Source organism: Desulfotignum phosphitoxidans DSM 13687 (assembly GCF_000350545.1).
Classification (GTDB): domain Bacteria; phylum Desulfobacterota; class Desulfobacteria; order Desulfobacterales; family Desulfobacteraceae; genus Desulfotignum; species Desulfotignum phosphitoxidans.
Genome location: NZ_APJX01000007.1, coordinates 222,025 through 246,762, shown reverse-complemented (window position 1 = coordinate 246,762; position 24,738 = coordinate 222,025). Strand labels below are relative to the sequence as shown.

General features: G+C 52.3%; 26 protein-coding genes and 1 riboswitch. Of the genes, 20 read left to right on the top strand and 6 right to left on the bottom strand.

Features of this window, described 5'->3' with window-relative positions; all coding sequences use genetic code 11:
* Window positions 1-208 precede the first annotated feature (208 nt).
* The 3 genes from DPO_RS16320 (at window position 209) to DPO_RS16310 (ending at window position 3,425) form a co-directional block, all read left to right on the top strand.
* On the top strand, window positions 209-565 hold the full coding sequence (locus DPO_RS16320; protein WP_006967279.1) for a NifB/NifX family molybdenum-iron cluster-binding protein: 357 nt from the start codon (window positions 209-211) through the stop codon (window positions 563-565).
* 97 nt (window positions 566-662) lie between these two features.
* Entirely contained in the window at window positions 663-1,481 is an 819-nt protein-coding gene (gene zupT / locus DPO_RS16315) for a zinc transporter ZupT (RefSeq protein WP_006967278.1), read from the top strand.
* Between the two features lie 15 nt (window positions 1,482-1,496).
* Window positions 1,497-3,425 carry a sensor histidine kinase gene (locus DPO_RS16310; protein WP_006967277.1) on the top strand — a complete coding sequence of 643 codons (1,929 nt, stop codon included), beginning with the start codon at window positions 1,497-1,499 and terminating at the stop codon, window positions 3,423-3,425.
* A gap of 23 nt (window positions 3,426-3,448) precedes the next feature.
* Here DPO_RS16310 and DPO_RS16305 read toward each other — a convergent pair whose 3' ends face one another.
* A complete protein-coding gene (locus tag DPO_RS16305; RefSeq protein ID WP_006967276.1) occupies window positions 3,449-4,003 on the bottom strand; it encodes an FmdE family protein in 555 nt (184 codons plus the stop codon).
* Window positions 4,004-4,223: 220 nt separating this feature from the next.
* Here DPO_RS16305 and DPO_RS16300 point away from each other — a divergent pair, with 220 nt between their 5' ends.
* Entirely contained in the window at window positions 4,224-4,805 is a 582-nt protein-coding gene (locus DPO_RS16300) for a DUF2889 domain-containing protein (protein WP_006967275.1), read from the top strand.
* Window positions 4,806-4,807: 2 nt separating this feature from the next.
* On the opposite strand, the gene DPO_RS16295 is transcribed toward DPO_RS16300, so the two are convergent.
* From DPO_RS16295 to DPO_RS16275, 5 genes are all read right to left on the bottom strand, one after another.
* On the bottom strand, window positions 4,808-5,692 hold the full coding sequence (locus DPO_RS16295) for an amino acid ABC transporter permease (protein WP_006967273.1): 885 nt from the start codon (window positions 5,690-5,692) through the stop codon (window positions 4,808-4,810).
* Complete coding sequence (locus DPO_RS16290; protein WP_006967272.1) at window positions 5,682-6,509, bottom strand: transporter substrate-binding domain-containing protein; 828 nt, start codon at window positions 6,507-6,509, stop codon at window positions 5,682-5,684. Before DPO_RS16290 ends, DPO_RS16295 begins: the two co-directional genes overlap by 11 nt.
* Window positions 6,510-6,531: 22 nt before the next feature.
* Window positions 6,532-7,302 carry an amino acid ABC transporter permease gene (locus DPO_RS16285; protein WP_006967271.1) on the bottom strand — a complete coding sequence of 257 codons (771 nt, stop codon included), beginning with the start codon at window positions 7,300-7,302 and terminating at the stop codon, window positions 6,532-6,534.
* 80 nt (window positions 7,303-7,382) lie between these two features.
* A complete protein-coding gene (locus DPO_RS16280) occupies window positions 7,383-7,715 on the bottom strand; it encodes a hypothetical protein (protein ID WP_006967270.1) in 333 nt (110 codons plus the stop codon).
* 39 nt (window positions 7,716-7,754) lie between these two features.
* Window positions 7,755-8,396 carry a tetratricopeptide repeat protein gene (locus tag DPO_RS16275; protein ID WP_006967269.1) on the bottom strand — a complete coding sequence of 214 codons (642 nt, stop codon included), beginning with the start codon at window positions 8,394-8,396 and terminating at the stop codon, window positions 7,755-7,757.
* Window positions 8,397-8,706: 310 nt separating this feature from the next.
* Between DPO_RS16275 and DPO_RS24655 the strand changes: the two genes are divergently transcribed.
* The 16 genes from DPO_RS24655 to DPO_RS16195 all read left to right on the top strand — a co-directional run bounded on the left by DPO_RS24655 (window position 8,707) and on the right by DPO_RS16195 (window position 24,722).
* The gene (locus DPO_RS24655; protein ID WP_083912059.1) at window positions 8,707-10,029 is read left to right on the top strand and encodes a (Fe-S)-binding protein; all 1,323 of its coding nucleotides are present in this window, start codon (window positions 8,707-8,709) and stop codon (window positions 10,027-10,029) included.
* A 95-nt stretch (window positions 10,030-10,124) separates the two neighbouring features.
* Window positions 10,125-11,165, top strand: coding sequence for a DctP family TRAP transporter solute-binding subunit (locus DPO_RS16260; protein ID WP_006967266.1), 1,041 nt, complete (start codon window positions 10,125-10,127; stop codon window positions 11,163-11,165).
* A complete protein-coding gene (locus DPO_RS16255; RefSeq protein WP_152427703.1) occupies window positions 11,146-11,640 on the top strand; it encodes a TRAP transporter small permease in 495 nt (164 codons plus the stop codon). Before DPO_RS16260 ends, DPO_RS16255 begins: the two co-directional genes overlap by 20 nt.
* Window positions 11,637-12,914: a TRAP transporter large permease gene (locus DPO_RS16250; RefSeq protein ID WP_006967264.1), complete on the top strand. Its 1,278-nt coding sequence runs from the start codon at window positions 11,637-11,639 to the stop codon at window positions 12,912-12,914. Before DPO_RS16255 ends, DPO_RS16250 begins: the two co-directional genes overlap by 4 nt.
* Before the next feature lie 40 nt (window positions 12,915-12,954).
* A complete protein-coding gene (locus tag DPO_RS16245; RefSeq protein ID WP_006967263.1) occupies window positions 12,955-14,328 on the top strand; it encodes an FAD-binding oxidoreductase in 1,374 nt (457 codons plus the stop codon).
* Window positions 14,325-15,647, top strand: coding sequence for a (Fe-S)-binding protein (locus DPO_RS16240; RefSeq protein WP_006967262.1), 1,323 nt, complete (start codon window positions 14,325-14,327; stop codon window positions 15,645-15,647). The genes DPO_RS16245 and DPO_RS16240 overlap by 4 nt, the downstream gene beginning before the upstream one ends.
* A gap of 159 nt (window positions 15,648-15,806) precedes the next feature.
* Window positions 15,807-16,018: riboswitch (cobalamin riboswitch) on the top strand.
* 119 nt (window positions 16,019-16,137) lie between these two features.
* Window positions 16,138-17,103, top strand: coding sequence for a sirohydrochlorin cobaltochelatase (locus DPO_RS16235; protein WP_006967261.1), 966 nt, complete (start codon window positions 16,138-16,140; stop codon window positions 17,101-17,103).
* Window positions 17,104-17,128: 25 nt separating this feature from the next.
* Window positions 17,129-18,157 (top strand): FecCD family ABC transporter permease, encoded by a 1,029-nt coding sequence (locus tag DPO_RS16230; RefSeq protein ID WP_006967260.1) that lies wholly within the window; start codon window positions 17,129-17,131, stop codon window positions 18,155-18,157.
* Window positions 18,154-18,954: an ABC transporter ATP-binding protein gene (locus DPO_RS16225; RefSeq protein WP_006967259.1), complete on the top strand. Its 801-nt coding sequence runs from the start codon at window positions 18,154-18,156 to the stop codon at window positions 18,952-18,954. Before DPO_RS16230 ends, DPO_RS16225 begins: the two co-directional genes overlap by 4 nt.
* Window positions 18,948-19,535 (top strand): ABC transporter substrate-binding protein, encoded by a 588-nt coding sequence (locus DPO_RS26475; RefSeq protein WP_006967258.1) that lies wholly within the window; start codon window positions 18,948-18,950, stop codon window positions 19,533-19,535. Before DPO_RS16225 ends, DPO_RS26475 begins: the two co-directional genes overlap by 7 nt.
* A complete protein-coding gene (locus DPO_RS26470) occupies window positions 19,477-19,965 on the top strand; it encodes an ABC transporter substrate-binding protein (protein WP_006967257.1) in 489 nt (162 codons plus the stop codon). Before DPO_RS26475 ends, DPO_RS26470 begins: the two co-directional genes overlap by 59 nt.
* Complete coding sequence (locus tag DPO_RS16215; protein ID WP_006967256.1) at window positions 19,946-20,566, top strand: precorrin-8X methylmutase; 621 nt, start codon at window positions 19,946-19,948, stop codon at window positions 20,564-20,566. Before DPO_RS26470 ends, DPO_RS16215 begins: the two co-directional genes overlap by 20 nt.
* A gap of 15 nt (window positions 20,567-20,581) precedes the next feature.
* Window positions 20,582-21,346 (top strand): precorrin-2 C(20)-methyltransferase, encoded by a 765-nt coding sequence (gene cobI / locus DPO_RS16210; protein WP_006967255.1) that lies wholly within the window; start codon window positions 20,582-20,584, stop codon window positions 21,344-21,346.
* Window positions 21,321-22,376, top strand: coding sequence for a nucleoside recognition protein (locus DPO_RS16205; RefSeq protein ID WP_236609981.1), 1,056 nt, complete (start codon window positions 21,321-21,323; stop codon window positions 22,374-22,376). Before cobI ends, DPO_RS16205 begins: the two co-directional genes overlap by 26 nt.
* A gap of 15 nt (window positions 22,377-22,391) precedes the next feature.
* Window positions 22,392-23,501 carry a cobalt-precorrin-5B (C(1))-methyltransferase CbiD gene (gene cbiD, locus DPO_RS16200; protein ID WP_006967253.1) on the top strand — a complete coding sequence of 370 codons (1,110 nt, stop codon included), beginning with the start codon at window positions 22,392-22,394 and terminating at the stop codon, window positions 23,499-23,501.
* 3 nt (window positions 23,502-23,504) lie between these two features.
* Window positions 23,505-24,722, top strand: coding sequence for a bifunctional cobalt-precorrin-7 (C(5))-methyltransferase/cobalt-precorrin-6B (C(15))-methyltransferase (locus DPO_RS16195; protein ID WP_006967252.1), 1,218 nt, complete (start codon window positions 23,505-23,507; stop codon window positions 24,720-24,722).
* The last annotated feature ends 16 nt before the right edge of the window (window positions 24,723-24,738 follow it).

The window sequence follows — 24,738 nt, the reverse complement described above, 5'->3', positions numbered from 1 at the left end:
TCCTGATTTTGCGACCCCGGTTCCTGCCATTGCCAAAATTTTCCCAAAAAAACAGACCGCTCAGGATTTCGACGTCATACCCATTATCCGGAATCACGCGGTTTGGTTTCTTTTCTTTTACAAAATTGGAAAAATGGCGGCACACGCTTTGCATAATTTTTATTTCAGGCATAAAACAGCACACCAACCCGGTATGTGGAGGCATTTTGTGAAACTGGCTGTGACCGTGTGGGGGAACCGGATTTCTCCGGTGTTTGATGCGGCCAGCACCCTGCTGGTGGCGGAAATATCAGACAAAAAAATTTCCAGGCACTATTATACGGATTTTGATCCCGAATCCCCCGTCGACCTGATTCATACACTGAAAAAACACCATGTCAACATCCTGGTGTGCGGTGCCATATCCAAAACCCCTGCCAGCCTGATTCTGGATCAGCACATTCATCTTATTTCCTTTGTAACGGGCAATGCCCGGCAGTTTCTGGACAGTTTTGCCCTAGCCCGGACCGTGGAAAAAAAGAACCGGATGCCGGGATTCAAGCAATCCTGCATGAATGTGTATTGACATTACCCTGAAAAAATTATTACAACCAACGGGTAAAACCTGAAACAAATGCGGTAACTTAACCCGGACACCCCCCTTTTCAAGGAGATTCCCGCGCATGGCGTATGATGCCGGTACGGTGCTTTTTGCTTTTTCCCTCACACTGATGGCCGGCCTGTCCACAGGCATCGGCAGTGCTTTGGCCTTTTTTGCCAAAACCACGAACACCCGGTTTTTAACCGCGTCCTTAGGGTTTTCCGCCGGGGTCATGATCTATGTCTCTTTAGTGGAAATATTTGTCAAAGCCAGAGAATCCCTTGAGGCCGCCTTAGGGCCCGTCCAGGGATATCTGATGACCACACTGGCCTTTTTCAGCGGAATTGTCCTGATCGCAGCGATCGATTTTCTGGTCCCGAGTTTTGAAAATCCCCATGAAGTCAGGGATGTCGAAGATATCCCCGACCAGGACCTCAAGATAAACAAGAAAAACCTGCATCGGATGGGCATGTTTTCCGCCCTGGCCATTGCCATCCACAATTTTCCGGAAGGCATTGCCACGTTTGTGGGGGCGCTGGCGGACCCGGCCCTGGGGCTAAGCATTGCCGTCGCCGTTGCCATCCACAATATTCCGGAAGGCATTGCCGTGTCCGTCCCCATTTTTTACGCCACGGGCAGCCGCAAAAAAGCATTCAGCCTGTCTTTTTTATCCGGTCTGGCTGAACCGGCCGGGGCTGTGATCGGGTATTTTCTGGTATTGCGCTACATTACGGATACCTTGTTCGGGGTGATGTTTGCTGCCGTGGCCGGGATCATGGTATTCATCTCTTTAGATGAACTGCTGCCCACAGCGGAAAAATACGGCGAACACCACATTGCCATGTACGGGGTTGTGGCCGGCATGGCCGTGATGGCAGCCAGTCTGGTATTGTTTGCATAATTTTTTAGGAGATTTATGACCGACCCAAACACCCGAGACCCGCTGCTGCAAAAAATCAAAACCCTTGAAGCGCGGCTGGCTGAACAGGAAGCGCTCTGGGAAAAAGACCGGATTGCCGCCGAGTACCACCGCCGGTTTCTCCAGTTCATCCCTTATCCCGTGCTGATTCGTAACGCCAAAGGCCTGATCACTTATCTGAACCCGGCTTTCACCCATACCTTCGGCTGGACCCCGGAAGAACTCAAAGGCACCCGGGGCAGGCAATATATCCCGGCCCGCCTGCAAGGGGAGCTTGCCAAAAAAATCAAAGCCCTGCCGCCCAACAGAAATGTCGTCAAACTGACCACCCGTCGATTGACCAAAACCGGGCAGGTTCTGGATGTGGTGGTCCGGATCGGCATCGACCGGGATGAAGACCTCCAGCCGGCCAGAATGGTGATGGTGTTCCGGGATGTGACCATGGAAAAACGCATTGACCGGAACCAGGGGGCCATCAACCGCATCAGCCAGGCTTTGCCCCAATATCCGGAACTTTCCCGGCTTGTGGAATATATCAGCAATGAGATCAAGGAACTGCTGGGAACCCTGGGCGCCAATGTCATGCTGCTAGATGACAAAGGCGAAGAATTCTATGTTCTGGGCATGGCCCACGATGACCCCACCACAAGGGAACGGGTCATAAAAACCCGGTTTCCCGTGGATGAGCTGCTGTCGGGCCAGGTGGTCCAAAGCGGCAAACCATTGATCATGAACTATCTTCCTGAAAACCCGGATACCTTCAAAAGCCGGGATGAAAAAATCGGATATCGGATCAAAAATGTCATGGTGGTGCCGCTGCACTCCAATACCCGGATTATCGGGGTCATTTCAGCGGATAACAAAAAAGAAGGCACCTTTGATCAGACGGATCTCAAAACCCTGAGTACCATTGCTGCCACCGTGGCCCTGTCCATTGAAAACGCCCGGGTGTCTGAACAGCTGAAAAAAGCCAATGCCGAACTCAAAAGCCTGAACGCGGCCAAAGACAAAATGATCAGCCATTTGTCCCACGAACTCAGAACCCCGGTGGCCGTGCTGCTCAGTTCCATTAAAGTGCTGTCCAAAAAACTGACGGACCTGCCTGAAGCCACCTGGCACCCCACGCTGGAACGGATGCAGCGGAATCTGAAACGGCTCATCGATATTGAAGACCAGGTATATGATATTCTGGAAAAAAAATGGTTTCATCATACCCCGGTGTTCAGCCTGATATTTGATGAATGTACGGATATGATCGAGGCCCTGATCGCTGAAGAGACCGGAGAAAGCCGGGTGGTTCAGAAAGTCAGGCAAACCCTGGAAAAAATTTATACCACCCCGCATCAGGATGCGGTTCTGGTTCCGCTCGACCAGTTTGTGGACGCCCGGGTTCAGGCACTGCGCCCCTTGTTCAGCCACCGGCAGGTGAACCTGACCACGCAGCTGATGCCCGTGCCGGACATCCGGATTCCTGTGGACCCGTTACAGAAAGTGGTGGACGGCCTGATACGCAATGCCGTGGAAAACACCCCTGACGGGTGCGACATCCAGGTGCAGGTGCATGAAAAAGGCCGCAACGTGGAACTGGTGGTCCATGACCAGGGCATCGGATTGACCCAAGAAGCCCAGAAACGCATTTTTGAGGGATTTTTCACCACCCAGGAAACCCTTCAGTATTCCTCTAAAACCCCCTTTGATTTCAATGCCGGCGGCAAAGGCGCCGACCTGCTTCGCATGAAAATCTTTTCTGAACGGTTTAATTTCAAGATCTCCATGACTTCAAAGCGGTGCAGCCGTCTTCCCGATGCCACGGATCAATGCCCGGGCAGCAATGCGGTGTGTGACAAAAAACCCGGGCCGGCCTGTGACGGCAGCACCCGGGTGTCCGTGTTGTTTTCACTGCCCGGTGACACTAAAATAGCCTGATGGGTTTCACACCCGCTCACATGTTAAATTTTCTGCTCATGCCGGGAAAAACAGGGAATACATAAGTCTTGGCCGGCAAACCGCCGAATCCGGGATTCCATCACTTTTTCCCCGCATTCCTTACAGATGATACTCTCGAGAATCCGGGCCGGACGTACCGGGGGGACTGCCACGGGGGCCACGGAAAACAGATCCGCCAGATCCGCCTCCATGATGGCCCGGGTCCGGGCATCTCGTTCCGAATCCCCGTTGGCCGGTTCGAACGCCTGGATCGCATCATCCTGAAACAAGGCCCGGAACCCTTTTTCATTGTCCCGGTCAAAAAAGGTAAACCCGGCTTTGCCGTAATCTTTATGAATCAAATTGCCCTTGCCGAAGGTACACCCGGTCAGAAACTGGATGCCGTCTACCCCGCACATATCGGTTTCCGTCACGCACACCATGTTGGCGCCCGGCGTAAAGTCCAGGCGGCTCAACGCCAGCTCCGCCGCCCGGATCCCGATGGCCAGACCGGGGCAGGAATGCCCGTGAAATGCAATGGTTTCTTGTATTTTTGTTTCATCGATTTTGCAGGCCATAAGCTCTCCTTGGGATATGAAAGTTTTAAGTGTTAAGATTTAAGTTTTAAGCCGATATATGGCGGGTTACCCTTGTTTCATTATGCAGACCTTTGCAGGTGATTTGCCGGGTCATGGCATACCCCCTTGCTATCCACCGGCATTATAGGATAACATAATCAGTCATTTTTAACCCCTCTTAATGATTTCCTCCCGGAAAGTCAACCCAAAGGAGGCTGAGATGCTGGCTGACCTGATAAAAGACCTCTCCCGGATCCATACCCGGGATATCCGGATGTCCACCTTTCCCCATGACAACAGCCAGGTCATCGTCAAGGGAGAACTCATCGATACCCGGTATATCAGGATATTCGACATCACGGGCAAAGTCCTGGAACCCGGCACCATCCACCATATCCGCCTGTTCTGCCGGATCACCCCGGATCCGCTGCGCATTGTGGAGGTTTTTGCGGACATGCCCGTCATTCCCATGGAAGAATGCCGCACCACCCTGGACCGGGTCCCGCTTTTAACCGGGCTGGAGATCAAACCCGGATTCACCCGCAAGGTCAGTGAAATCATGGGCGGTACCAGAGGCTGCACCCATCTGGCCACTTTGACCAAAGCCATGGCCCAGGAGATCGTCCATGGCTGGCTTACGGAAAAACGCCGAAACCCCGCCCCGCTGCCGGACAATCTCGAAAATATCAAGGAAAAAGGATTTCTGATGGACTCCTGCCGCATGTGGAAAAAAGACGGCCCCAAGATCCAGGCCCTGAAACAAGCTGTATTGGCACGCAAAAAAAACAATCCAGACAAATAATATTACTGCCGGATGGCCATGCGCTTTTCAAAAAACGAGATGGTCCGGGACAAGGAAAAGGTCAGGATAAAATACAGCAGGGTGATGGTGATCCAGATTTCAAAGGTCAGAAACGTGGCTGCCATCAGTTCCATGCCCTGGAAGGTGAGTTCCTGGACCGAGATGACCGAGACAATGGCGGAATCCTTGATGGTGGAGATGAACTGGCCGGCCAGGGGAAATGCGGCCCGCCGGAACGCCTGGGGCAGGATCACCAGGCGGAAGGTGTTGAACGAAGACAACCCCAGAGACCAGGCTGCTTCCCACTGCCCGCCGGACACCCCGTTGATCCCGCCCCGCACGATTTCAGAAATATACGCGCCTTCATAAATGGCCAGGGCGGCGGCCGCAGACACAAATGCATTGATCTGCCCGGATTCCGCCAGCAACAAAGAGATGGCCCGGGTCACGGGGGCGCTCTGATTCCTGACCCATTGATCCAGGCCCAGGGCATCCAGAAACTGGGAGGAAACAAAATAATAGAACAGGATCACCAGAACCAGAGACGGAATGTTTCTCACCGTCTCCACATAGAACCGGCTGATCATCTGTCCGATAAACCCGCCCCGGGCACCCATGATGCCGGACAGGGTGCCCAGGACAAAGGCGATTCCCATGGACCAGATGCTCAGTTTGAGGGTGGTGCCGAACCCCTGGAGCAGCATGTTGGCATGAAACCGGCCGGTCTCGGGGTCTTTGAACAGAAAATATCCGGGAATGGCCTGCCAGTCCCAGTGGTAGTCCAGCACCTGGACCATGCGCACAAAAAAAAAGAAAACCCCGGCAGTCACGGCCAGTACCACAGCCAGATCCACCAGGGTCAACGGTTTTACAGATTTATTTAACAAGATCTTCCCAGTCTCTGGATTCAAACCAAAAGGCTTTTTTCTCCTTTAAAAACCCGCTGGCATGCTGATTGATGATCCAGTTGTTGAAAAAATTGACGGCATCCGGGTCTCCTTTGCGGATGGCAAACCCGATGGGCTCTTTGGTAAAATTCTCTTCCAGAGGAACAAACAGCTTGTCCGGATATTTCAAGGCATGGAACACGGGCATGGGGGCTGAAGAAACCACGGCATGGACCCGACCCAGGTTCAGTTCCTGCAGGGCCTGGCTTTCATTTTCAAACAAACGCAAGCTGGCATGGGGGAAAAACTTTCGGGCCGCCTGTTCCGCCGTGGTTCCCATGCGCACGGCAATGTTCACCGCATCTGTGTTGAAATCGTCCAGCGTGGAGAATCCTTCGGCTTTTTTCCGGTGGGCCACCATGGACATGCCGGAATAATCATAGGGCGTGGTAAAATTCACCTTGAGATTGCGCTCAGCCGTGATGCCCATGCCGCCGATGATCACATCGAATTTGCCGGTCATCAGGGCCGGGATGATCCCGGACCAGGCCGTGGGCACAAACTCCACATCCACTCCCATGTCTTTGGCCAGCTGCCGGGCCACATCGATCTCAAATCCGACCAGTTTGCCTTGTTTGTCTTTCATGGCCCAGGGCACAAATGTGGACATCCCCACCCGGATCACCTTGTCTTTCTGGATCTTTTCAATCACACTCTCTTTGGAAAGCCGGTCCCCGGTCTCTCCGGCCAGGCACAGGGCAAGGGGCATAAGCAGGATCAATCCCACTGCCGTCAGCACTTTTTTCATATTAAACATAGCCTCTCCTTTTCCGTTTAAATTAACTCACAAATCTCATCCGGGTTTCGATTCGCCGGATGATAAAAGACAATGTCGCTGTAATGGACAGATAACATAATGCCACGGCAAACCAGATTTCAAAAGTCAAAAACGTTTCAGATACGATTTTTTGTCCCTGCATGGTCAGATCATAAATGGAAATGGTGCTCACCAGCGCGGAATCCTTGATCAGAGACACACTCTGGCCGGCCAGCATGGGCAGGGTCTGGCGCAGCATCTGGGGGACAACCACCTTATAGTAGGTGGCAAAAACCGGCAGGCCGATGCTCTGGGCCGCCTCAAACTGACCTTTGGGGATATTGATGATACCTGACCGGATGATTTCCGAAGAATACGCCCCTTCAAACAGGCTTAAGGCAATCACTGCGGACGTAAAGGCAGACAGATCCAGCACCGGTGAGATGACAAAATAAATGACAAAAATCTGGATTAAAAGCGGGGTGTTGCGGATGGTTTCCACATAACACCAGGCCAGCACCCGCAAAGACACATAAGGCGACAATCTGGCAAACGCGGACACCATACCGGTGACCAGTGCAAGCACCAGAGAAATCGCGGAAATTTTGAAGGTGATCCACACGCCCTGGAGCAGAACCCCTGCCACAAACCGCCCGTTTTCAAAGGAAAAAAAATACGGGGCCACACGATACCACTGCCAGTTATACGACAGATTCTTGTACCCGATCACCACCGCCAGAATCAGCACGGCAGTGAAAACGGATACCGCAAGTATATTTTTTTTGTGCTTCATTTATCTTTGCTCCGCCCGTGCCAGGATAACAAGCAAAGACAATACCACAAAGACAACCAACCTGCCAGATATAATGCGGCTTAAAAGTGCCGGATCGAATCCACGACAAACGGGGTGCTCTGGGTGGCCACGCTCTTTTTTTTCACCCAGATCCGGGCCATGGCCACGGATTCGCCGTCAATGTTGGTCATACTGGCCAGTTCCTCGGCAAATCCGATGTCTTTGATCTTGAACTCATAGTAAAAAGTTCCGGCAGTGAACGGATCGACAATCAGGATGATTTTTTCCGGGTCCCAGGGATGTTTTCTGGGAGATCCGGAAAACGGCACATGGTCTTTTCTGTCCACATTCCTGGATTTTGCGTAGGCCTGAATTTCAAATTTTTCTATGGTGTTCAGTGTCGTCACATTCATGAATTTTCTCCTGTTAAAAAGACAAATCAAGAATATCCATTAATTCTGCTGTCTCATGCGCGAGACAATATCCGCCACCTTTTCACCCCCGGGCGTGGTGGCATCCGGATTGACTTTCACCAGTTCTTCCCAGGCGGCCATGGCACGGGGCAGGTCATTGAGGTCCGCCATGAGCACCACGCCTTTGTTGAACAACGCAGTTTCAAACCCCGGAGAGGCGGCGACGGCCTGATCAAACGCCTGAATCGCTTTGTCCGGTTCCCCGTTCCGGCGGTACATCACGCCCATGTCCGTGAGCACGGCCGGATCTCCCGGCACCAGGGCCAGTGATTTCTGATACGCCTGGATGGCTGAATCCGGCTGATCTGCATCAAAATACACATGACCCAGATTGGCCCAGGCCCGGGCATCTTCAGGGTGCTGTTTCACAAGTGCTTCCAGTTCCGCAATCTTGTCGTCCATATCCGGTGCGGCTGTCCCGGCGGTTTCCGAATGTGCGTCTGAACCCGGTGCCGGACCGGAATGGACGTCCATCCGGGTTGCGGAACTGTCTTTGGCCAGTTTAAAAGAGGTGTATGCGGCCCCGACAATAAATCCGACCGTCAATGCAACCAGGATCATTATGTAAAGCGTTTGACGCGAAACAGCGCCGCTTTTTTCCGTCATGGTATCTGTTTTCATGTGATATGTTTTCTCCCGTCAATCCGCCCGGATCCCCGGGCAGGTAAAAATTGAATACAGTTTAAATCATCACGGGCAAATGTCAAATAGCCTGTGGCCTGTTTTTTCAACAATTTTTTTAAAATACAGCCCCGGCATCCATTGTGCTCTTGACATACTAAATATAAAATTGTTATCTACTTCAGGCAAACCATAATAACAAGGAGTCTGACACATGGAAAAGATTGCCGTTGTCGGGTGCGAATCATACACTGAAAGATAAACCATATAAATCATTTGACCGGATGATTGATAAAGAAAGGAACTATTCATGGCAGAAGCGGTGATAAAACTGGGCAAAAAAAAGGCCCGAAGTTTGTTTATTGACAAGGTCAAGGAAATTCTGCCGGAAGGCGGAAATCTGAACGCCTGCCTGACCTGTGGCGCCTGTTCATCAGGATGTCCTGCAACAGGCTTGAGAGATATGGACCCGCGCAAATTTCTGCGCATGGCTGCCCTGGGCATGGACGAGGAAATTGCCGCCTCTGACTGGCCCTGGATGTGTACCATGTGCCAGCGGTGCATCTATGTCTGCCCCATGAAAATCGACATTCCCCAGCTGGTGTTCAACGCCCGGGCTTTGCGGCCCAGGGAAGAACGGCCCAAAGGGATTCTGGGTTCCTGCGACATGGCATTGAGAAACGACACCGGCTCTGCCATGGGCACCACGGAAGAGGACTTTGAATTCGTGGTCGAGGATGTGCTGGAAGAATACCGGGAAGCCCAACCCGAATTTGCAGACATGCAGGCCCCCATTGACAAACAAGGCGCGGAATTTTTCCTGAACCAGAATTCCAGGGAACCCGTGACCGAACCCGACGAACTGGTACCGTTGTGGAAGATCCTGCACCTGGCCGGTGTGGACTGGACCTATGGCAGCAAAGGCTGGGCCGGAGAAAACTACTGTCTGTTCCTGGCCGATAACGACGGATGGAAGCATCTTACCAAAACCAGTGCGGACCAGGCCAATAAGCTGGGGTGCAAGACGTTCCTCAATACCGAGTGAGGACACATCACCTTCTCAGTCCGGGCCGGACTGAAAAAATTCAACCTGGAACACAACTTTGAAGTCAAAAATATTTATGAATATTATGCCAAGTGGATCCGTGAGGGCAAACTCAAAGTCAACTCCGACTGGAACAAGGACCTGAAGATCAAATTCACGGTGCAGGACCCCTGCCAGATCGTTCGGAAAAGCTATGGGGATCCCATTGCCGAAGACCTGCGGTTTGTGGTCAAATCCGTGGTAGGCGAAGAAAACTTCATCGACATGCAGCCCAACCGCTCCAACAACTACTGCTGCGGCGGCGGCGGCGGATTCCTGCAATCCGGGTTCAAGGAGGAACGCCTGCAATACGGTAAAATCAAGGACGACCAGATCAAAGCCACAGGCGCAGACTACTGTATTGCCGGGTGCCACAACTGCCATGCCCAGATCCATGAACTGAGCGAACACTATGGCAGCAATTACCCCGTGGTACACATGTGGACCCTGATCTGTCTGTCTCTGGGTATTTTAGGTCCAAACGAACGGGAATACCTGGGGGATGATTTAAAAGAAGTCAATGTATTCCACCCGGAAACCGCTATGTAACACTTAGGTTTCACATTTGATTAAACAAAGGGGGGCCGGCAAAATTTTCAATATCTGCCGAACCCCCCTTTTTTGTAAAACAAGGAGCCGTTTGCATGAAAACGTCACATATCAAACCTGGTTTTTGCCTGTCCGGCATGGTCTTTCTGATATTTTTCTTCATGGGATTTTTTCAACCGGCATTTGCCCAGACCGTGAAGTTCGGCCATGTGGCCCCGCCGTTTCACGGCCAGGCCAAGGGTGTGGATGCCTTTGCTGATTATGTGAAAGAAAAAACCCACGGTGACATTGACATTGCCACATTCCCGGCCGGGCAGCTGGGCGGGGAACGCTCTCTGGCCGAACAGGTGCAGGCCGGCACCCTGGAAATGGCGGCCGTTGCCACGGCCGTGCTTCAAAATTTCGTGCCCCAGTGCAGTATTCTGGATATGCCGTTTCTGTTCCCGAACCGGCAGACCCTGTATGCCACCATTGATGATCCGGAAGTTCAGGAACGCATTTTTTCCTATTTTCCCAAAAAAGGATTCATTGCCATCGGGTGGACGGAAAACGAATTCCGGGATTTTTCCAATAACAAGCGCCCGGTGCGGACCCCGGATGACATCAAAGGCCTTAAAGTCCGGGTCATGAATTCGCCCACCTATCTGGACACGTTCCGTCAGCTGGGAGCATCTCCTGTGGCCATTCCGTTTCCTGAAACCTACAATGCCCTGCAGACCGGCGTGATCGACGCCCAGGAAAACCCGCTGATCACCTCCATTCTCATGAAATTCACGGAAGTGACGCAATATGTGACCCGGACCCAGCATTGTGTCACGGAATGTGTCATTATTGTATCCGTGGATTACTGGGAAAGTTTGACCCAGGCCCAGCAGCAGATTTTCAAAGACGCGGCCCGGCAGTCCATTCAAATCAACCGGACGGTCACAGCGGCCCTGCATGAGTCGTTGCCCAAACTCAACATGTCCGTGGATGCCTATGCCAGGGCCAACAACATTGAAATCATTGACCTGTCTGAACAAGAGCGCGAAATGTTCCGCAAAGCCATGACCCCGGTCTGGGACAAATACCGCAAAAAAATCGGGAACGATCTGTTTGATTTTGTGCTGGAAAAAATTGAAACCCACGGGATGTAACCGGTTTTTTGTTTTTATTCACCGGGTGGAAGAGATCACCCTGGTGTGGACCATTCTGATCCTGGCTCTGATCGGATTTGTCCAGGTCATTTCCAGGTATGTGTTCAGTTATTCCTTTACCTGGTTTGAGGAACTGGGCCGGTATATCGGCGTGTTTGTGGCATTTTCAGGCGCATCCATCGGAGTGCGCACGGGCAGCCATTTTACCATGGATCTTCTGGTCACCCACATGAAACCGCCCTGGCAGGGCCGGGTCCGGACTTTCACCAACAGCCTGGCCGCCGGATTTTTCTTTATTGTGGCGTACCATTCCTGGAAAATCGTACTGCGCATGCATGGCTATGAAACCACTTCCCCCACTTTGCAGATTCCCATGTATGTGGCCTATCTTCCCATCCCCGTGTTTTGTGTGTTCATCGGAATCCGGTTTCTGATCACCGCCTTTGCCAAGGATATGAAAAGGCAGACACCATGATTTTATTCATTGGCCTGTGCTTTACCGTGCTCCTGTTTTCAGGCGTGCCCATTGCCGTGATCTTAGGCGTGACCACTCTTATGTCCCTGGTGTTTTTTTCCAACACCCCATTGACCATCATCACCCAGCAGCTGTTCAACGCCCTGGACCAGTTTGTGCTCCTGGCCATTCCGTTTTTCATTCTGGCCGGAGCCATTATGACCCGGGGCGGCATTGCCCGACGGCTCATTAATTTTGTCAATGCCCTGGTGGGATGGTTTCCCGGGGGGCTTGCCATGGCCGGTATCCTGGGCTGCATTTTTTTTGCCGCCATTTCCGGATCGTCTCCGGCCACGGTGGTGGCCATCGGCGCCATCATGATCCCGGCCCTGATCAAGGCCGGGTATGGTGAAAAATTTTCCTTAGGCCTGATCACGGTGTCCGGTTCTTTAGGCATTGTGATCCCGCCTTCCATTCCCATGATTCTTTACTGCCTGGTCATGAACGTGTCCGTGGCGGAAATCTTCATGGCCGGGGTGATGCCGGGGCTGCTCATCGGATTCTCGTTGATGGTGTACACCTTTTTTGTGGCCAAAAAACACAACTGGCGCATTGACCAAAACGCTTCTGTGGCCCGGTTGATCGAAACGGGCAAAGACGGCATCTGGGCGTTGATGCTGCCGTTCATTGTGCTGGGGGGCATCTATTCCGGGGTATTCACCCCCACGGAAGCCGCTGCCGTGTCCGTGGTCTATGCCCTGTTTGTGGAAATGGTGATCTATAAAGAGTTCGGCATCAAAGACCTGACGGACGTATGCCGGGAAGCCGCCATTCTGTCCGCCTGCCTGCTGTTTATTCTATCATGTGCCATGACCTTTATCTGGCTGCTCACGGCCGAACAGATTCCCCATCATCTGGCAGATATCATTATCCGATACATTGACACGCCCTGGATGTTTCTGCTCACGGTCAACCTGCTGTTTCTGATTCTGGGATGCTTTATGGATGATGTGTCCGCCATGCTCGTTCTGGCCCCGCTGTTTTTAGAAACCCTGAACCGGTACGGCATCGACCTGGTGCATTTCGGAATTGTCATGGTGCTCAACATCCAGATGGGTATGCTCACCCCGCCCTTTGGCCTGAACCTGTTTGTGGCTTCGGGCATCACCAAAGCGCCTATTGTGACCATTGCCCGGGGTGTGGCCCCGTTTCTGGTGATCATGCTGGCCTGCCTGATGCTGGTCACCTATATTCCCTGGATTTCCCTGGCACTGCCCCACTGGCTGCTCAAATAGGGGGCCGGCCCCAACAGACCCGACAAAAAAGGAGACGGCATTGATCTCACCGGACCTGACAAACCAGTTTCTGGCCATTGTGGACCCTGCCCGGTGGCTGGACAAAAAAGAACAGCTTTTCTGCTATGCCTATGACGCGTTTGTGGAAGAATCCATGCCCGAAGCCGTGGTTTTTCCCGAAACCACGGAAGAGGTGTCGCAAATTCTGGCTCTGGCATCGGCCCACCAACTCCCGGTCACGGCCAGAGGCGCGGGCACCTCGGTGTGCGGGGCCCCGATACCGGCCCGCCACGGCTTGGTGATCTGTTTTTCACAAATGGACCGGATCATTGAGATCAACACCAAAGACCGGTACATTATTGTGGAACCCGGCGTGGTGAACGCCGATCTCCAGGCAGCCCTGGCGCCTGACCGATTTTTCTTTCCCCCGGACCCCGGGTCCATGAACATGTCCACCATCGGCGGCAACATTGCCCAGAACGCGGGCGGCCCCCGGTGCCTGAAATACGGGGTGACCCTGGATTATATCCTGGGCCTGGAGGTGGCGCTGGCCTCGGGCAAGGTGATCACGTTTGGCAGCAAAAACATCAAGGATGTCACGGGATACAAGCTGGCGGCCCTGTTCTGCGGGTCTGAAGGCACGCTGGGGCTGGTCACCAAAGCAATCCTCAAGGTGGTACCCGTGCCGGAAACCGTGAAAACCATCATGGCCACGTTCAAAGACCTGGATGACACGGCAACGGCGGTCACGGACATCATCGGGTCCGGGATCCTGCCTGCAGCCATGGAACTGATGGACCAGCTCACCCTGAACGCCATCGAGGACAAGGCCGGCTTAGGCCTGGACAGAGAAGCGGCCGGGACCCTGCTCATCGAGGTGGACGGGATGGCGGAAGCCTGTGACAAACAGATCCGGCTGATCTTAGAAAAACTGCATGCCCACCATGCCGTCCATATCCAGGAAGCCGGAACAGCCTCCGACAGAGAACGGCTGTGGACGGCCCGGCGCTCGGCCTACGGCGTGTTTGCCAAGCTGGCCCCGGACATTATCTCAGAAGATGTCACCGTGCCCGTGAGCCGGGTCCCGGAAATGGTGCGGCGCATCATACAGATCGCTGACAGACATAAATTACGGGTGGGGATTCTGGCCCATGCCGGGGACGGCAACATGCACCCCATGATCCCGGCGGACAAAAGCAATGCCGAAGAATGGGAGCGGGTCATGGCCGTATTTGACGAGATCTTCCGGGCCGCGGCTGATCTGGAAGGCACCCTGTCCGGGGAGCACGGCATCGGCCTGGCCAAGGCCAAGTACCTGCCCCTGGTCATGGACCCGGGCACCATTGATTTCATGAAAACCATCAAGCAGGCCGTGGATCCGGACGGGATCCTGAACCCGGGAAAATTCGTATGACAAGAAAACCCATCCAGAACTGCGGCAAATGCGGGCTGTGCCTGTCCGTATGCCCGGTGTACCAGGTGATCAAGCAGGAACAGGCATCCCCAAGGGCCCGGCTCCAGCTCATCAAGGCGTTTGAAAAAAAAGATCTGTCCGCCTCGCCTTTGCTGAAAGACCTGGTTTCCCAGTGCCTGATGTGCGGGGCCTGTAAGGTTGTGTGTCCATCCGGCATCAATCACTATGCCAGATTCATGGACATGCGGGAACAGCTGGCCCGGTCTTTACCGGAACCTTCGGCCATAAGAAGTCTGGTGTATCTGCTGGCCAAAGAATACCGCCTGCGCATGGGGGCCGGCCTGGCCAGGATCGGCCGGGGCCTCACCCCGGCAGCCCTGGAAAAAGCTTACAAAATCGGCACCATCCCGGTTCACCGGTTTCCAGAGATGAACCGCCGGCCTTTGCGCAGCACCCTGTCCCGGGTGTCTTTTGCCAGGGGCAACCCCAGAGGACGGGTGATCTATTTCACGGGATGCGCCACCAACTATATGTTTGCCGACACGGGACAGGCCACCGTCCATATCCTCACTCAGCTGGGGTATGAGGTGGTGATCCCGGAAAGCCAGACCTGCTGCGGCATCCCCATGATGTTCCACGGGGCCAGGGACCGGGCCCGTGAAAACATGGCTGTCAACCTGGCGGCGATCCAGAAGGCCATGGGGGAACACGGGGGCCATACCCGAAAAAACGCCCTGGATGCAGCCGCAGAAAACTGGGATGCCGTGATCGTGGACTGCACCACCTGCGGGGCGGCCCTGAAAGATGAATACCCGGCTTTAATGAACATCCCGGCCGGCAGGGGCCATGCTGCAGCGCTGACCCGAAAAATCATCCCGGGCATGCCGGACCTGATCGCCCAGAAAACCCGGGATATTCTTTCGTTTCTCCATGACCACATCAATGACCTGGCCGCTGCCATGACTTCGGACATCTCGAAGCACAAAGTGATCTACCATGCCCCGTGTCATTCGAAAAACAGCTTCAATTCCCTGGCAAAGGTACAGGCGCTTCTCAAGGCCCTGCCCTGCTTTGACTATATCCCGGTTCCGGATGAAGCGGCCTGCTGCGGCGGCGGCGGTACGTTTTTCTATGAATACCCGGATATTTCCAAAAAAATGATGGCCAAAAAACTGGCCGGCGCCCGGACTTCAGGGGCTGATTTCTGGCTTACGGACTGCCCCGTGTGCCGGATCAACCTTCACGGCAACCTGTCTGAAAAAGACAACCTGACTGTGGTCCATCCCGTCACCCTGATCAGCCAGGGACTGGGAAAATGAAAATCCATCTGAAAAAAGGCCGCGCCCACGTGACAGAAAAAAAAAGCGGCAGGACCTGCTGACTGAAACCATCCGGAATAAATATTCTGCTTGACATTCCATATTTGTAAAGACTATTAGTAAAGCGATTGAATTTTTCAGCCTGTATTATTTAACCTGGGCTGAAAAGATCCTCCAGGTGCTTATGAAGAGCCGGAATACGGTTCTTTAAGCTGAAAAGGGAATCCTGTTAAAATCAGGAACGGGCCCGCCGCTGTAACCGGGGACGAAAGCCGCAGTTTGTCACTGTTTATTGATTGAATATAAACGGGAAGGCGCGGCAATTAGAATGATCCGGAAGTCAGAAGACCTGCCTGGAAGGAATTTTGGGATTATTTTTCGCGGAAGAAAGATAACCCCGTTGTGGACCGGATTGAATACGGAATCCCCTGACCATGATATTGAAAAATATCATGGTCAGGGGATTTTTTTATTTCAAGGAGATGAAATCATGATCAAAAACTTCATTCGTTTCATGCTGACCAGTTTGTCTGTCCTTCTGATTTTTTCAATGGCTTACGGCCAAACACCCCGGAAAGCGATTGTGCTGGCCAGTTTCGGCACCTCACATCCGGATGCGTTAAAAGCATTGACCACCATTGAAGAAATCGTTCAAAAAGACCATCCCGACTATATGGTAACCCATGCGTTCACATCCAATGTCATCCGGAAAATATGGCATGACCGCCAGAATGATACCGGATTTCTGGAAGAAAACAAGGAAATCAGCAGGGATTTTTTATACGTGAAGTCGCCGCTGGCAACGGTTGCCGATCTTCAGGACCAAGGGATTAAAACCATTGTTGTTCAGCCCACGCATGTTTTTGCCGGGGAATCTTATGCAGATCTTTGCGCCTATATGTCTGGTCTGAACAGCATCAAAACCCTGCGTGAAAAATACATGCCTTTTGATATCCTTGTCTTAGGCCGTCCGGCCCTTGGCGCACCGTCAGCAACACATTTCTACCAGGAAGATATTCAGGCTGCAGCAAACGCCCTTGAAAATGATATTAAAAAAGCAAAAAAAATGGGTGCTGCCATGGTCTATATGGGACATGGCAACGAGATATACTCCACAGGCGCATATGTTGAACTGGAAGATACCCTGCGGAAAACCTACCCGGACACACGGGTATTCATTGGTGCGGTTGAAGGATTCCCTTTGGTGAGTCACGTGGCAGAAGACCTGAAGCACGCAGGTATTAAAAAAGTTTTTATGAAACCGTTAATGGTGGTGGCCGGTGATCATGCCGGCAATGACATGGCAGGAGATGAACAAGATTCATGGAAAACCCGGTTTGAGCAGATGGGAATGTCGGTCACCTGTGACATTACCGGTCTTGGTGAAAACACCGGATGGGCAAAAATATACAGTGATCACATTTTTGATGTGATCAAAGATGCCGGTATAAAATAAAATGACCGATACCCCGGGAAAAGGGATGAAAATGGTAACGGAAAACCTGGTTCTGCTGGGTCTTTTGTGCCTGATCGTGATCGGTTCCGCCGGGATGGGATATATTCCCGTTCCGTTTTCCGAGGTGACCCGCAGTATTTTTGAAACGGTTTTCCCCGGCCCGGATGCCGGTCAGAAAATCGATGCCGTGATCCGGACAGTGGTCATGGATGTCCGGCTTCCCAGAATTCTGACCGCTGTTTTTGTGGGTGCAGGACTTGCCGTTTCCGGGGCCGTGTACCAGGGGATTCTTTTAAATCCCCTGGCCGACCCCTTTACCCTGGGAATTTCCGCGGGCGCTGCATTCGGCGCATCTCTGGCCATCTTGTTTTTCCCTTCCCTGAACCTGTATATATTACCGGGCTTCGCATTCTCCGGTGCCGCCGTCACTCTTTTGATCGTGATTTTTCTGTCATCCGGACAGACCTTTGACCGGCAGGGTCTTTCCTCAAACTCCCTGATCCTGTCCGGAATTATCGTATCATCCATTTTGTCCGCCGGAATCAGCTTTTTAAAATACCTGGCAGATGAACAGGTGGCCATCATCATTTTCTGGCTCATGGGCAGTTTTGCCTCCCGGACATGGATGGATGTGTCTCTTGTCAGTATTACCGTGGTGGGCGGCTTCATCGTCATCTATTACTTTTCAAGGGACCTGAACATCATTTCCTTAGGAGACCGGATGGCCGTCACACTCGGGGTGGAAACCCGCCGGGTGACGCTTTACCTGCTTTTTACGGCATCTTTTGTCACGGCGATATGTGTGTCGGTCTCCGGAATCATCGGTTTTGTGGGACTTCTGGTGCCGCACATGATGCGGTCGTTTGCAGGACCCGACAACCAGAGACTTTTGCCGGTCTGTTTTCTGGCCGGCGCCATCCTGATGCTTTCCGCAGACACGGTCACCCGGGCCATGCTTCCGGTTGAGATTCCCATCGGCGTGCTCACCGCATTGATCGGCGGTCCTTTTTTCTGCTTTATCTTCAGGAGAAACCATATGAGGACCCGGCAATGACCGAAATCTGCCATGACATCCGGCAGGCGTTTTTTGCCTATGACCGTGACATCGTTCTCACCGGCATCTCGGAAACCTTTAAAAAAGGCCGGTTTTATGGAATCCTCGGACCCAACGGATGTGGTAAAACCACCTTGCTGGACCTGATGGCCGGATTCATTCATCCCCACCGAGGCGAAGTTCGCTTCATGGGCAAATGTTTAAAGAAAACCCCTAAAAAGATCCTGGCAAAACAGATAAGTCTGGTCTCCCAGAATTTTTATATCAACTTTCCCTATCGGGTATCCGACGTGGTCATGATGGGACGATACCCTTATATCCAAAGATTTTCCAGGCCCTCTGCCCGGGACTTCCAACGATGTGATCAGGCCATGGAAATCACCGGGATACGCCGTCTGAAAGACCAGCTTGTCACGGAAATCAGCGGGGGTGAGCGGCAACGGACGGTGTTCGCAAGGGCCCTGGCCCAGGACACGGATATCCTTCTTCTGGACGAAGCCACTTCCAATCTTGACATCCGCCACAGTATCCATCTGCTTGACACGGTTAAAAAAATGGTGCGTGAAAAAGGCCTGACCGTTATCTCTGTATTTCAGGACATCAATCTGGCAGCGGTATTCTGTGATGAAATGGTATTCATGAAAACGGGAACCCTGGTCAAAAAAGGGCCGACACAAGACCTGATGACCGAACAAATGCTTGAAACGGTGTTTCATATTCAGTCAAAAATACGGTTCGAACCCCTTTACCAGGCCGGGCAGGCCGTGTTTAAAACAGGGAAGGCAGCGTCATGGTGATACAAAGGGGGCTTTTCTTTTTTTGGGTTTTGACCGGCCTGTTCACACCCTGCGTTTCTGCGGATCTTCCCGGGGATGTCAAGCTTGTGGATGAAACCACGCTGATCGACCAGTCCGGGCGGACAATTAATGTGAGCCGGCCGTTTTCACGGATTATATCTCTTTATGGGGCCCACACGGAAAATCTGTTTTATCTGGGTCTGGATTCGGAGATCATCGGGGTGTCCCGATCCGATTCATATCCTGAAAAAGCACAGGAAAAACCGGCCTTTTCATACCATGATGACCCGGAACGGTTCCTGGCGGCCAGGCCGGACCTGGTACTGATCCGGCCCATGATCGACAGGGGGTATGCCAGGCTGACAAAACGGCTGGAGCAAAGCGGCATCACGGTTGTTTCCATCCAGCCCTCAACCATTGAAGAGATGTATCAATACTGGAAAATATTGGGCATGCTGACCGGGAAAAAAGACACATCCCACAGGATGATCCAGCAATTTCAGCTGGCGGTTGAAAAATTCAATGCATATTCAAAAAACGCGACCCCCCCCCCAGAAAGTGTATTTCGAGGCCATCCATGACAAAATGAAAACCTTTTCCAATGGCTCCATGGCTGATTTTGTTTTGAAAACCGCCGGGGGCATCAATATTGCCGATGATGCCAGGCCGTCCCGGGGGAGCAACATCGCCGTATACGGGAAGGAACGGATACTGTCAAAAGCAGCGGATATTGATGTGTTCCTGTCCCAGCAAGGCCCCATGAACCGTCCAACCCTGGATCAAATCAAGAATGAGCCCGGATTTTCCGTGATCCGGGCGATCCAAAACAACCGGGTTTACATCATTGACGAGCATATTGTTTCACGGCCCACCATGCGTCTGCTTCACGGCATTCACCAGACCGGAATACGGCTTTACCCCGAATTTTCAGGAACCGCCTGGGATACTGTGTTTCAGGAGGCCATCACACCAATACCAGACAGGATATACGATGAAACCACAGGAAATTGAAACATTAAGCTTCAAGATTATCGACAACGAAGCCCAAGGCCATGGATTCGGACCGGCTGAATGGCCCGTGGTCCGGCGGCTGATTCACACCTCGGCTGATTTTGACTATTTAAACACCATCCGGTTCCATAAAGATGCCATTGCGGCAGGGATTACGGCGATCCGGTCCGGGAAGCCCATTATCACGGACACGGAAATGGCCAGATCCGGCATTCGGAAAACAGCGCTGGTGCCATTCGGCAACCGGGTGATCTGCCGTATCAGTGACAGTGATGTCGCAGACGCGGCCAAAAAAAACGGGACCACCCGAGCCCTTGAAGCTGTGAACCGGTCTGTTCCGGAAATGGAAGGGGGTATTTATGTTGTTGGAAACGCTCCCACGGCCCTGTTACGTTTAATTGAACTGATTCAAGCCCAAAAAGCCTTTCCTGCTCTGATTCTCGGTTTTCCCGTGGGATTTGTCAATGCAGCCGAATCCAAGGCACTTCTTCTGGAACACGATATCCCCTATATCACCAATACCGGCAGAAAAGGCGGCTCCAACATTGCCGCAGGGGCATTGAATGCGCTGATCATTCTTTCCATGGATAAGCAGTTATAACAACAGGAAAAAAATATGAATCCTTCTACAGGTACATTTTACGGTATCGGTGTCGGCCCGGGTGACCCGGAACTGTTGACCCTGAAGGCCGTCCGTATGATCAACCATGTCGACGTCATCTTTGCGGCATCTTCCATCAAAAACAGGCACAGTCTTGCTGTCGAAATCGCAAGGCCCCACATTTCAGATCAGGCGGATATCCGGATGCTCTCCTTCCAGATGTCCAACAACGAAGACGAAAAAGAAACGCTGTGGGAAGAAAACGCCCGGGTGATCATGGCGGAACTTGAACAGGGGAAAAATGTGGCGTTCCTCACCCTGGGAGATGTGCTGACCTATTCAACTTACGGATATCTGATCCGGATCATCCGGCAGAAAAATCCCGGTATTCCCATCCGGTCCATTCCCGGCATCCCCTCGTATCTGGCTGCCGCATCCCGGATGAATATGCCCCTGGTGGAAGGGGAGGAATCCCTTTTGATTACCTCCGGTGCCAGAGGAGGGAAAGCGCTGAGAAAATTTTCCGGTTGCGCGGAAAACGTGGTATTACTGAAAACCTACAGAAACATAAAAGATATCAATGATGCCCTTGCAGAGGCCGGCCTGCTCCGGAACAGCCGGGGGGTCTCCCGGTGCGGCCGGGCAGGCGAAAAAATATTTGAGGACGTAACAGATCTTGAAAAACAAAAACCAGACTACTGGTCTTTGATTATTGCCAAACGGAATCTCAAAAAAGACTTGGAAAAAACAGGTCATGATCATGCCGGAATCCGCCTTTAAATACAAACCACTTGCCGTTTCCCTGACTGTATCCGCCGCAATGCTCATGTCAGGACTGATCCTGACAGACAAGGTGACCGTGCCGCAGCTGACCGGCAGGTTGTTGATGCCCCTGCTCACCCTGATGGGTTTTATCGCAGCAGGCCTTGTTGCCGGCCAGGTGATTGAGGCTTCCGGCTGGACCCGGACCCTTGGGGTTGCCGCCAGGCCTTTTTTCAGGTTCGGTCATCTAGGTGATCGCTGCGGCGCCGCATTTACCGCGGCATTTGTATCCGGTGTCACGGCAAACGCCATGCTCCTTGATTTTTACAAAGAAGGAAAAATCACCCGGCAACAACTCTTTGTCACGAATTTTGTGAACCAGTTACCCGCCTATTTTCTCCACCTTCCCACCACTTTTTTCATTGTTCTGCCCTTAACCGGAAAAGCCGGGGTCATTTATTATTTTCTCACATTTCTGGCCACCTTTATCCGGACTTTTCTCTGTCTTGTGTACGGCCGTTTTTTTATTCACCCTGAAACCCGAATGGCAACCAACAGCCAAACGACCGGTGTCCCTGGCAGCCATCCCTCCCGGGAAAAAATGATCCAGGCCATCAAAGAAAAAATTCCAAAGCGCATTTTAACTGTTTTTGTGTATGTACTGCCCGTATATATCGCTGTTTTCATGATCAATACGCTGAATTATTTTGATGCGGCCAACCAGTTTCTGGCCCGAAACCTTTCCCTGGCGTTTATTCCGGTGGAAGCGCTTTCCGTCGTGGTACTCAGTTTTGCCGCGGAATTCACATCCGGATTTGCAGCCGCCGGCGCACTCCTTGATGCCGGGCTCATCAACGTTGAACAAACGGTGCTTGCCCTTTTGGCCGGAAACATTATCGCCTTCCCCCTGCGGGCCATCCGTCACCAGCTTCCCAGGTATATCGGTATTTATTCGCCCAAAATGGGATTGCAGATTCTCCTTCTGGGTCAACTTTTCAGGGTATTGAGCCTGATTGCCGTTGGCATCTGTTTTTTTATTTTATATTGAGTATTTCCCAAAAAAATGGCTAAAACAAAAAAAACAGAATTGAAACAAGGGTTTACAACGGGTGCCGCCGCAGCCGCCGCAGTAAAAGGCGCGCTTTATCTTTTGCTGAAAAAAGAAAAAAAGCAATTTGTTACCATCGGTTTCATCGGTGGCGGCCACCGGGACATTGACATTTTTTCACTGGAAAAATCCGGTGAACACACCGCCGTCTGCACCGTGATCAAAGACGCGGGCGATGACCCGGATGTGACCCACAAAGCTGAAATCGGTGCGGTGGTATCAATCAAAGAAACAGAGGTTTCCGTGTTGACCCTTTCAGGCGGGAAAGGCGTGGGACGGGTTACAAAACCCGGGCTTGAAATCCCGCCCGGGCATCCGGCCATCAACAGCGGCCCAAGACAAATGATCACATCCGTGGTTGAAGAGATGCTGGCGGACAGCGGCGGGTCCTTTGCCGTTTCCATAGAAATCTTTGTTCCTGAGGGAGAAACGCTTGCCGGGCATACCCTGAACGCGCGGCTGGGAATTATCGGCGGCATTTCGATTCTGGGAACCACGGGGGTTGTCCGTCCCATGTCCCACGAAGCCTATATTGCCACGATCCGGTCATCTCTTTCCGTGGCCCGGGCATGCGGTGTAAAAAGAATATTTTTTACCACGGGAAGAAGAAGTGAACGGTTTGCCCAAAAATATTTTACGGATGATCCGGTAGAAGCGTTTATCCAGATGGGTGATTTTTTTAAACTGTCCCTTGAATCAGCGGCCCGGATGGGATTTTCAGACATCGTGCTGGCTGTTTTTTTTGGAAAGGCCCTTAAAATGGCCGATGGACTTCCCCATACCCATGCGGCAAAAACAGATCTGTGTCTGAAAACACTTTCCCGGTGGACACTGGCGCTTACGGGAAATAAAGCGGTCGCCCAAAACATTCTATCCGCCAACACGGCAAGACAGGCTTTTTTTATGCTTGAACACACGGCACCCGCCGTGATCGCCCGGGTGGGGTCGGAAATAGTCCGCTCAGCCCGGTCTTTTTCAGGAATCTCTGTCAATATCCGGGCGATCATTTTTGATTTCAGCGGCAGGATATATTTTGACTCAAATCCATCACGCAGGAAGACTTAAATCATGTTATCCGTCATTGGACTCGGCCTTTCCCGAAACGACCTGACCCATACCCATTTGGCCCTCATACAAACAGCGGATGTCCTTTCCGGCGGGGCCCGTCACCTGGATCTGTTCCCGCTGTTTTCCGGAGAAAAAATTGAAATTAAAAAAAATTTAGACACCCTGCCCGGCCTGTTTCTGGACAAACTGGCACAAGGAAAAAACATTGTGGTCCTGGCTTCGGGAGATCCCCTTTTTTTCGGCATCGGCGCGTATCTGGCCGACCGCATCGGAAAAGACAGAATACAAATATACCCCAACATCAGCGCCGTGGCAGCGGCATTTGCCAGGATCAAAGAATCCTGGCAGGATGTCCAGGTGATGAGTTTTCACGGCCGTCCGTTTGAAAACAGGCACTTGGGTGATTTCAGGACCCATGATAAACTCGCTGTTTTTACGGACCCTGTCCAAACACCGGCCAGGATCTGCCGCACCCTGGGTGAAAACCAGATCACTGATTTTCAGATCTGTGTTCTGGAACGGCTCGGCAGCAGGGATGAAACCCTTACCTGGTTTGATCCGGGACAACCCGTGGAAAGGGATTTCTCAGAACCGAACCTGGTGGTGTTTCTCAGGAAAAAAATGGGTCCGGCCCAAAGCGTTGTGCCGGTTTTTCCGGGAATGCCCGATGACCGGTTCCATCACGAACAGGGCCTGATCACCAAACCTGAAATCCGTGTTATTTCACTTTCAAAACTGAGGCTCCAGCCGGACCATATCTTGTGGGATCTGGGTGCCGGAAGCGGTTCCGTCTCCATTGAAGCGTCATATTATATTACCGGGGGAATGATCTATGCCGTTGAAAAAAAAGACACCCGGATCCAGGACATTCACAGAAACAGGAACACATTCGGGGTGAAAAACCTCACTGTCTGTCAGGGGCATCTCCCCGGAGAAATGGAAACCCTGCCGGATCCGGACCGTATTTTTATCGGAGGCGGCGGCAAAGACCTGCCGTCCATCATCCGTGCCGCCGGGGCACGAATAAAGGAAAACGGAATCATGGTTATCAATACCGTGCTGATCAGCAACATGACTGCAAGCCTTGACATGCTTTCTTCCATGGGATTTGACACCCGGATCATCCAGGTACAGGTAAATACCGGGCATGGTATGCCCTGGGGGCAGATGCTGAAAAGCCGGAATCCTGTGTTTATCATACAGGGGATCAAACAATAGGAACAAAACAGGAGAA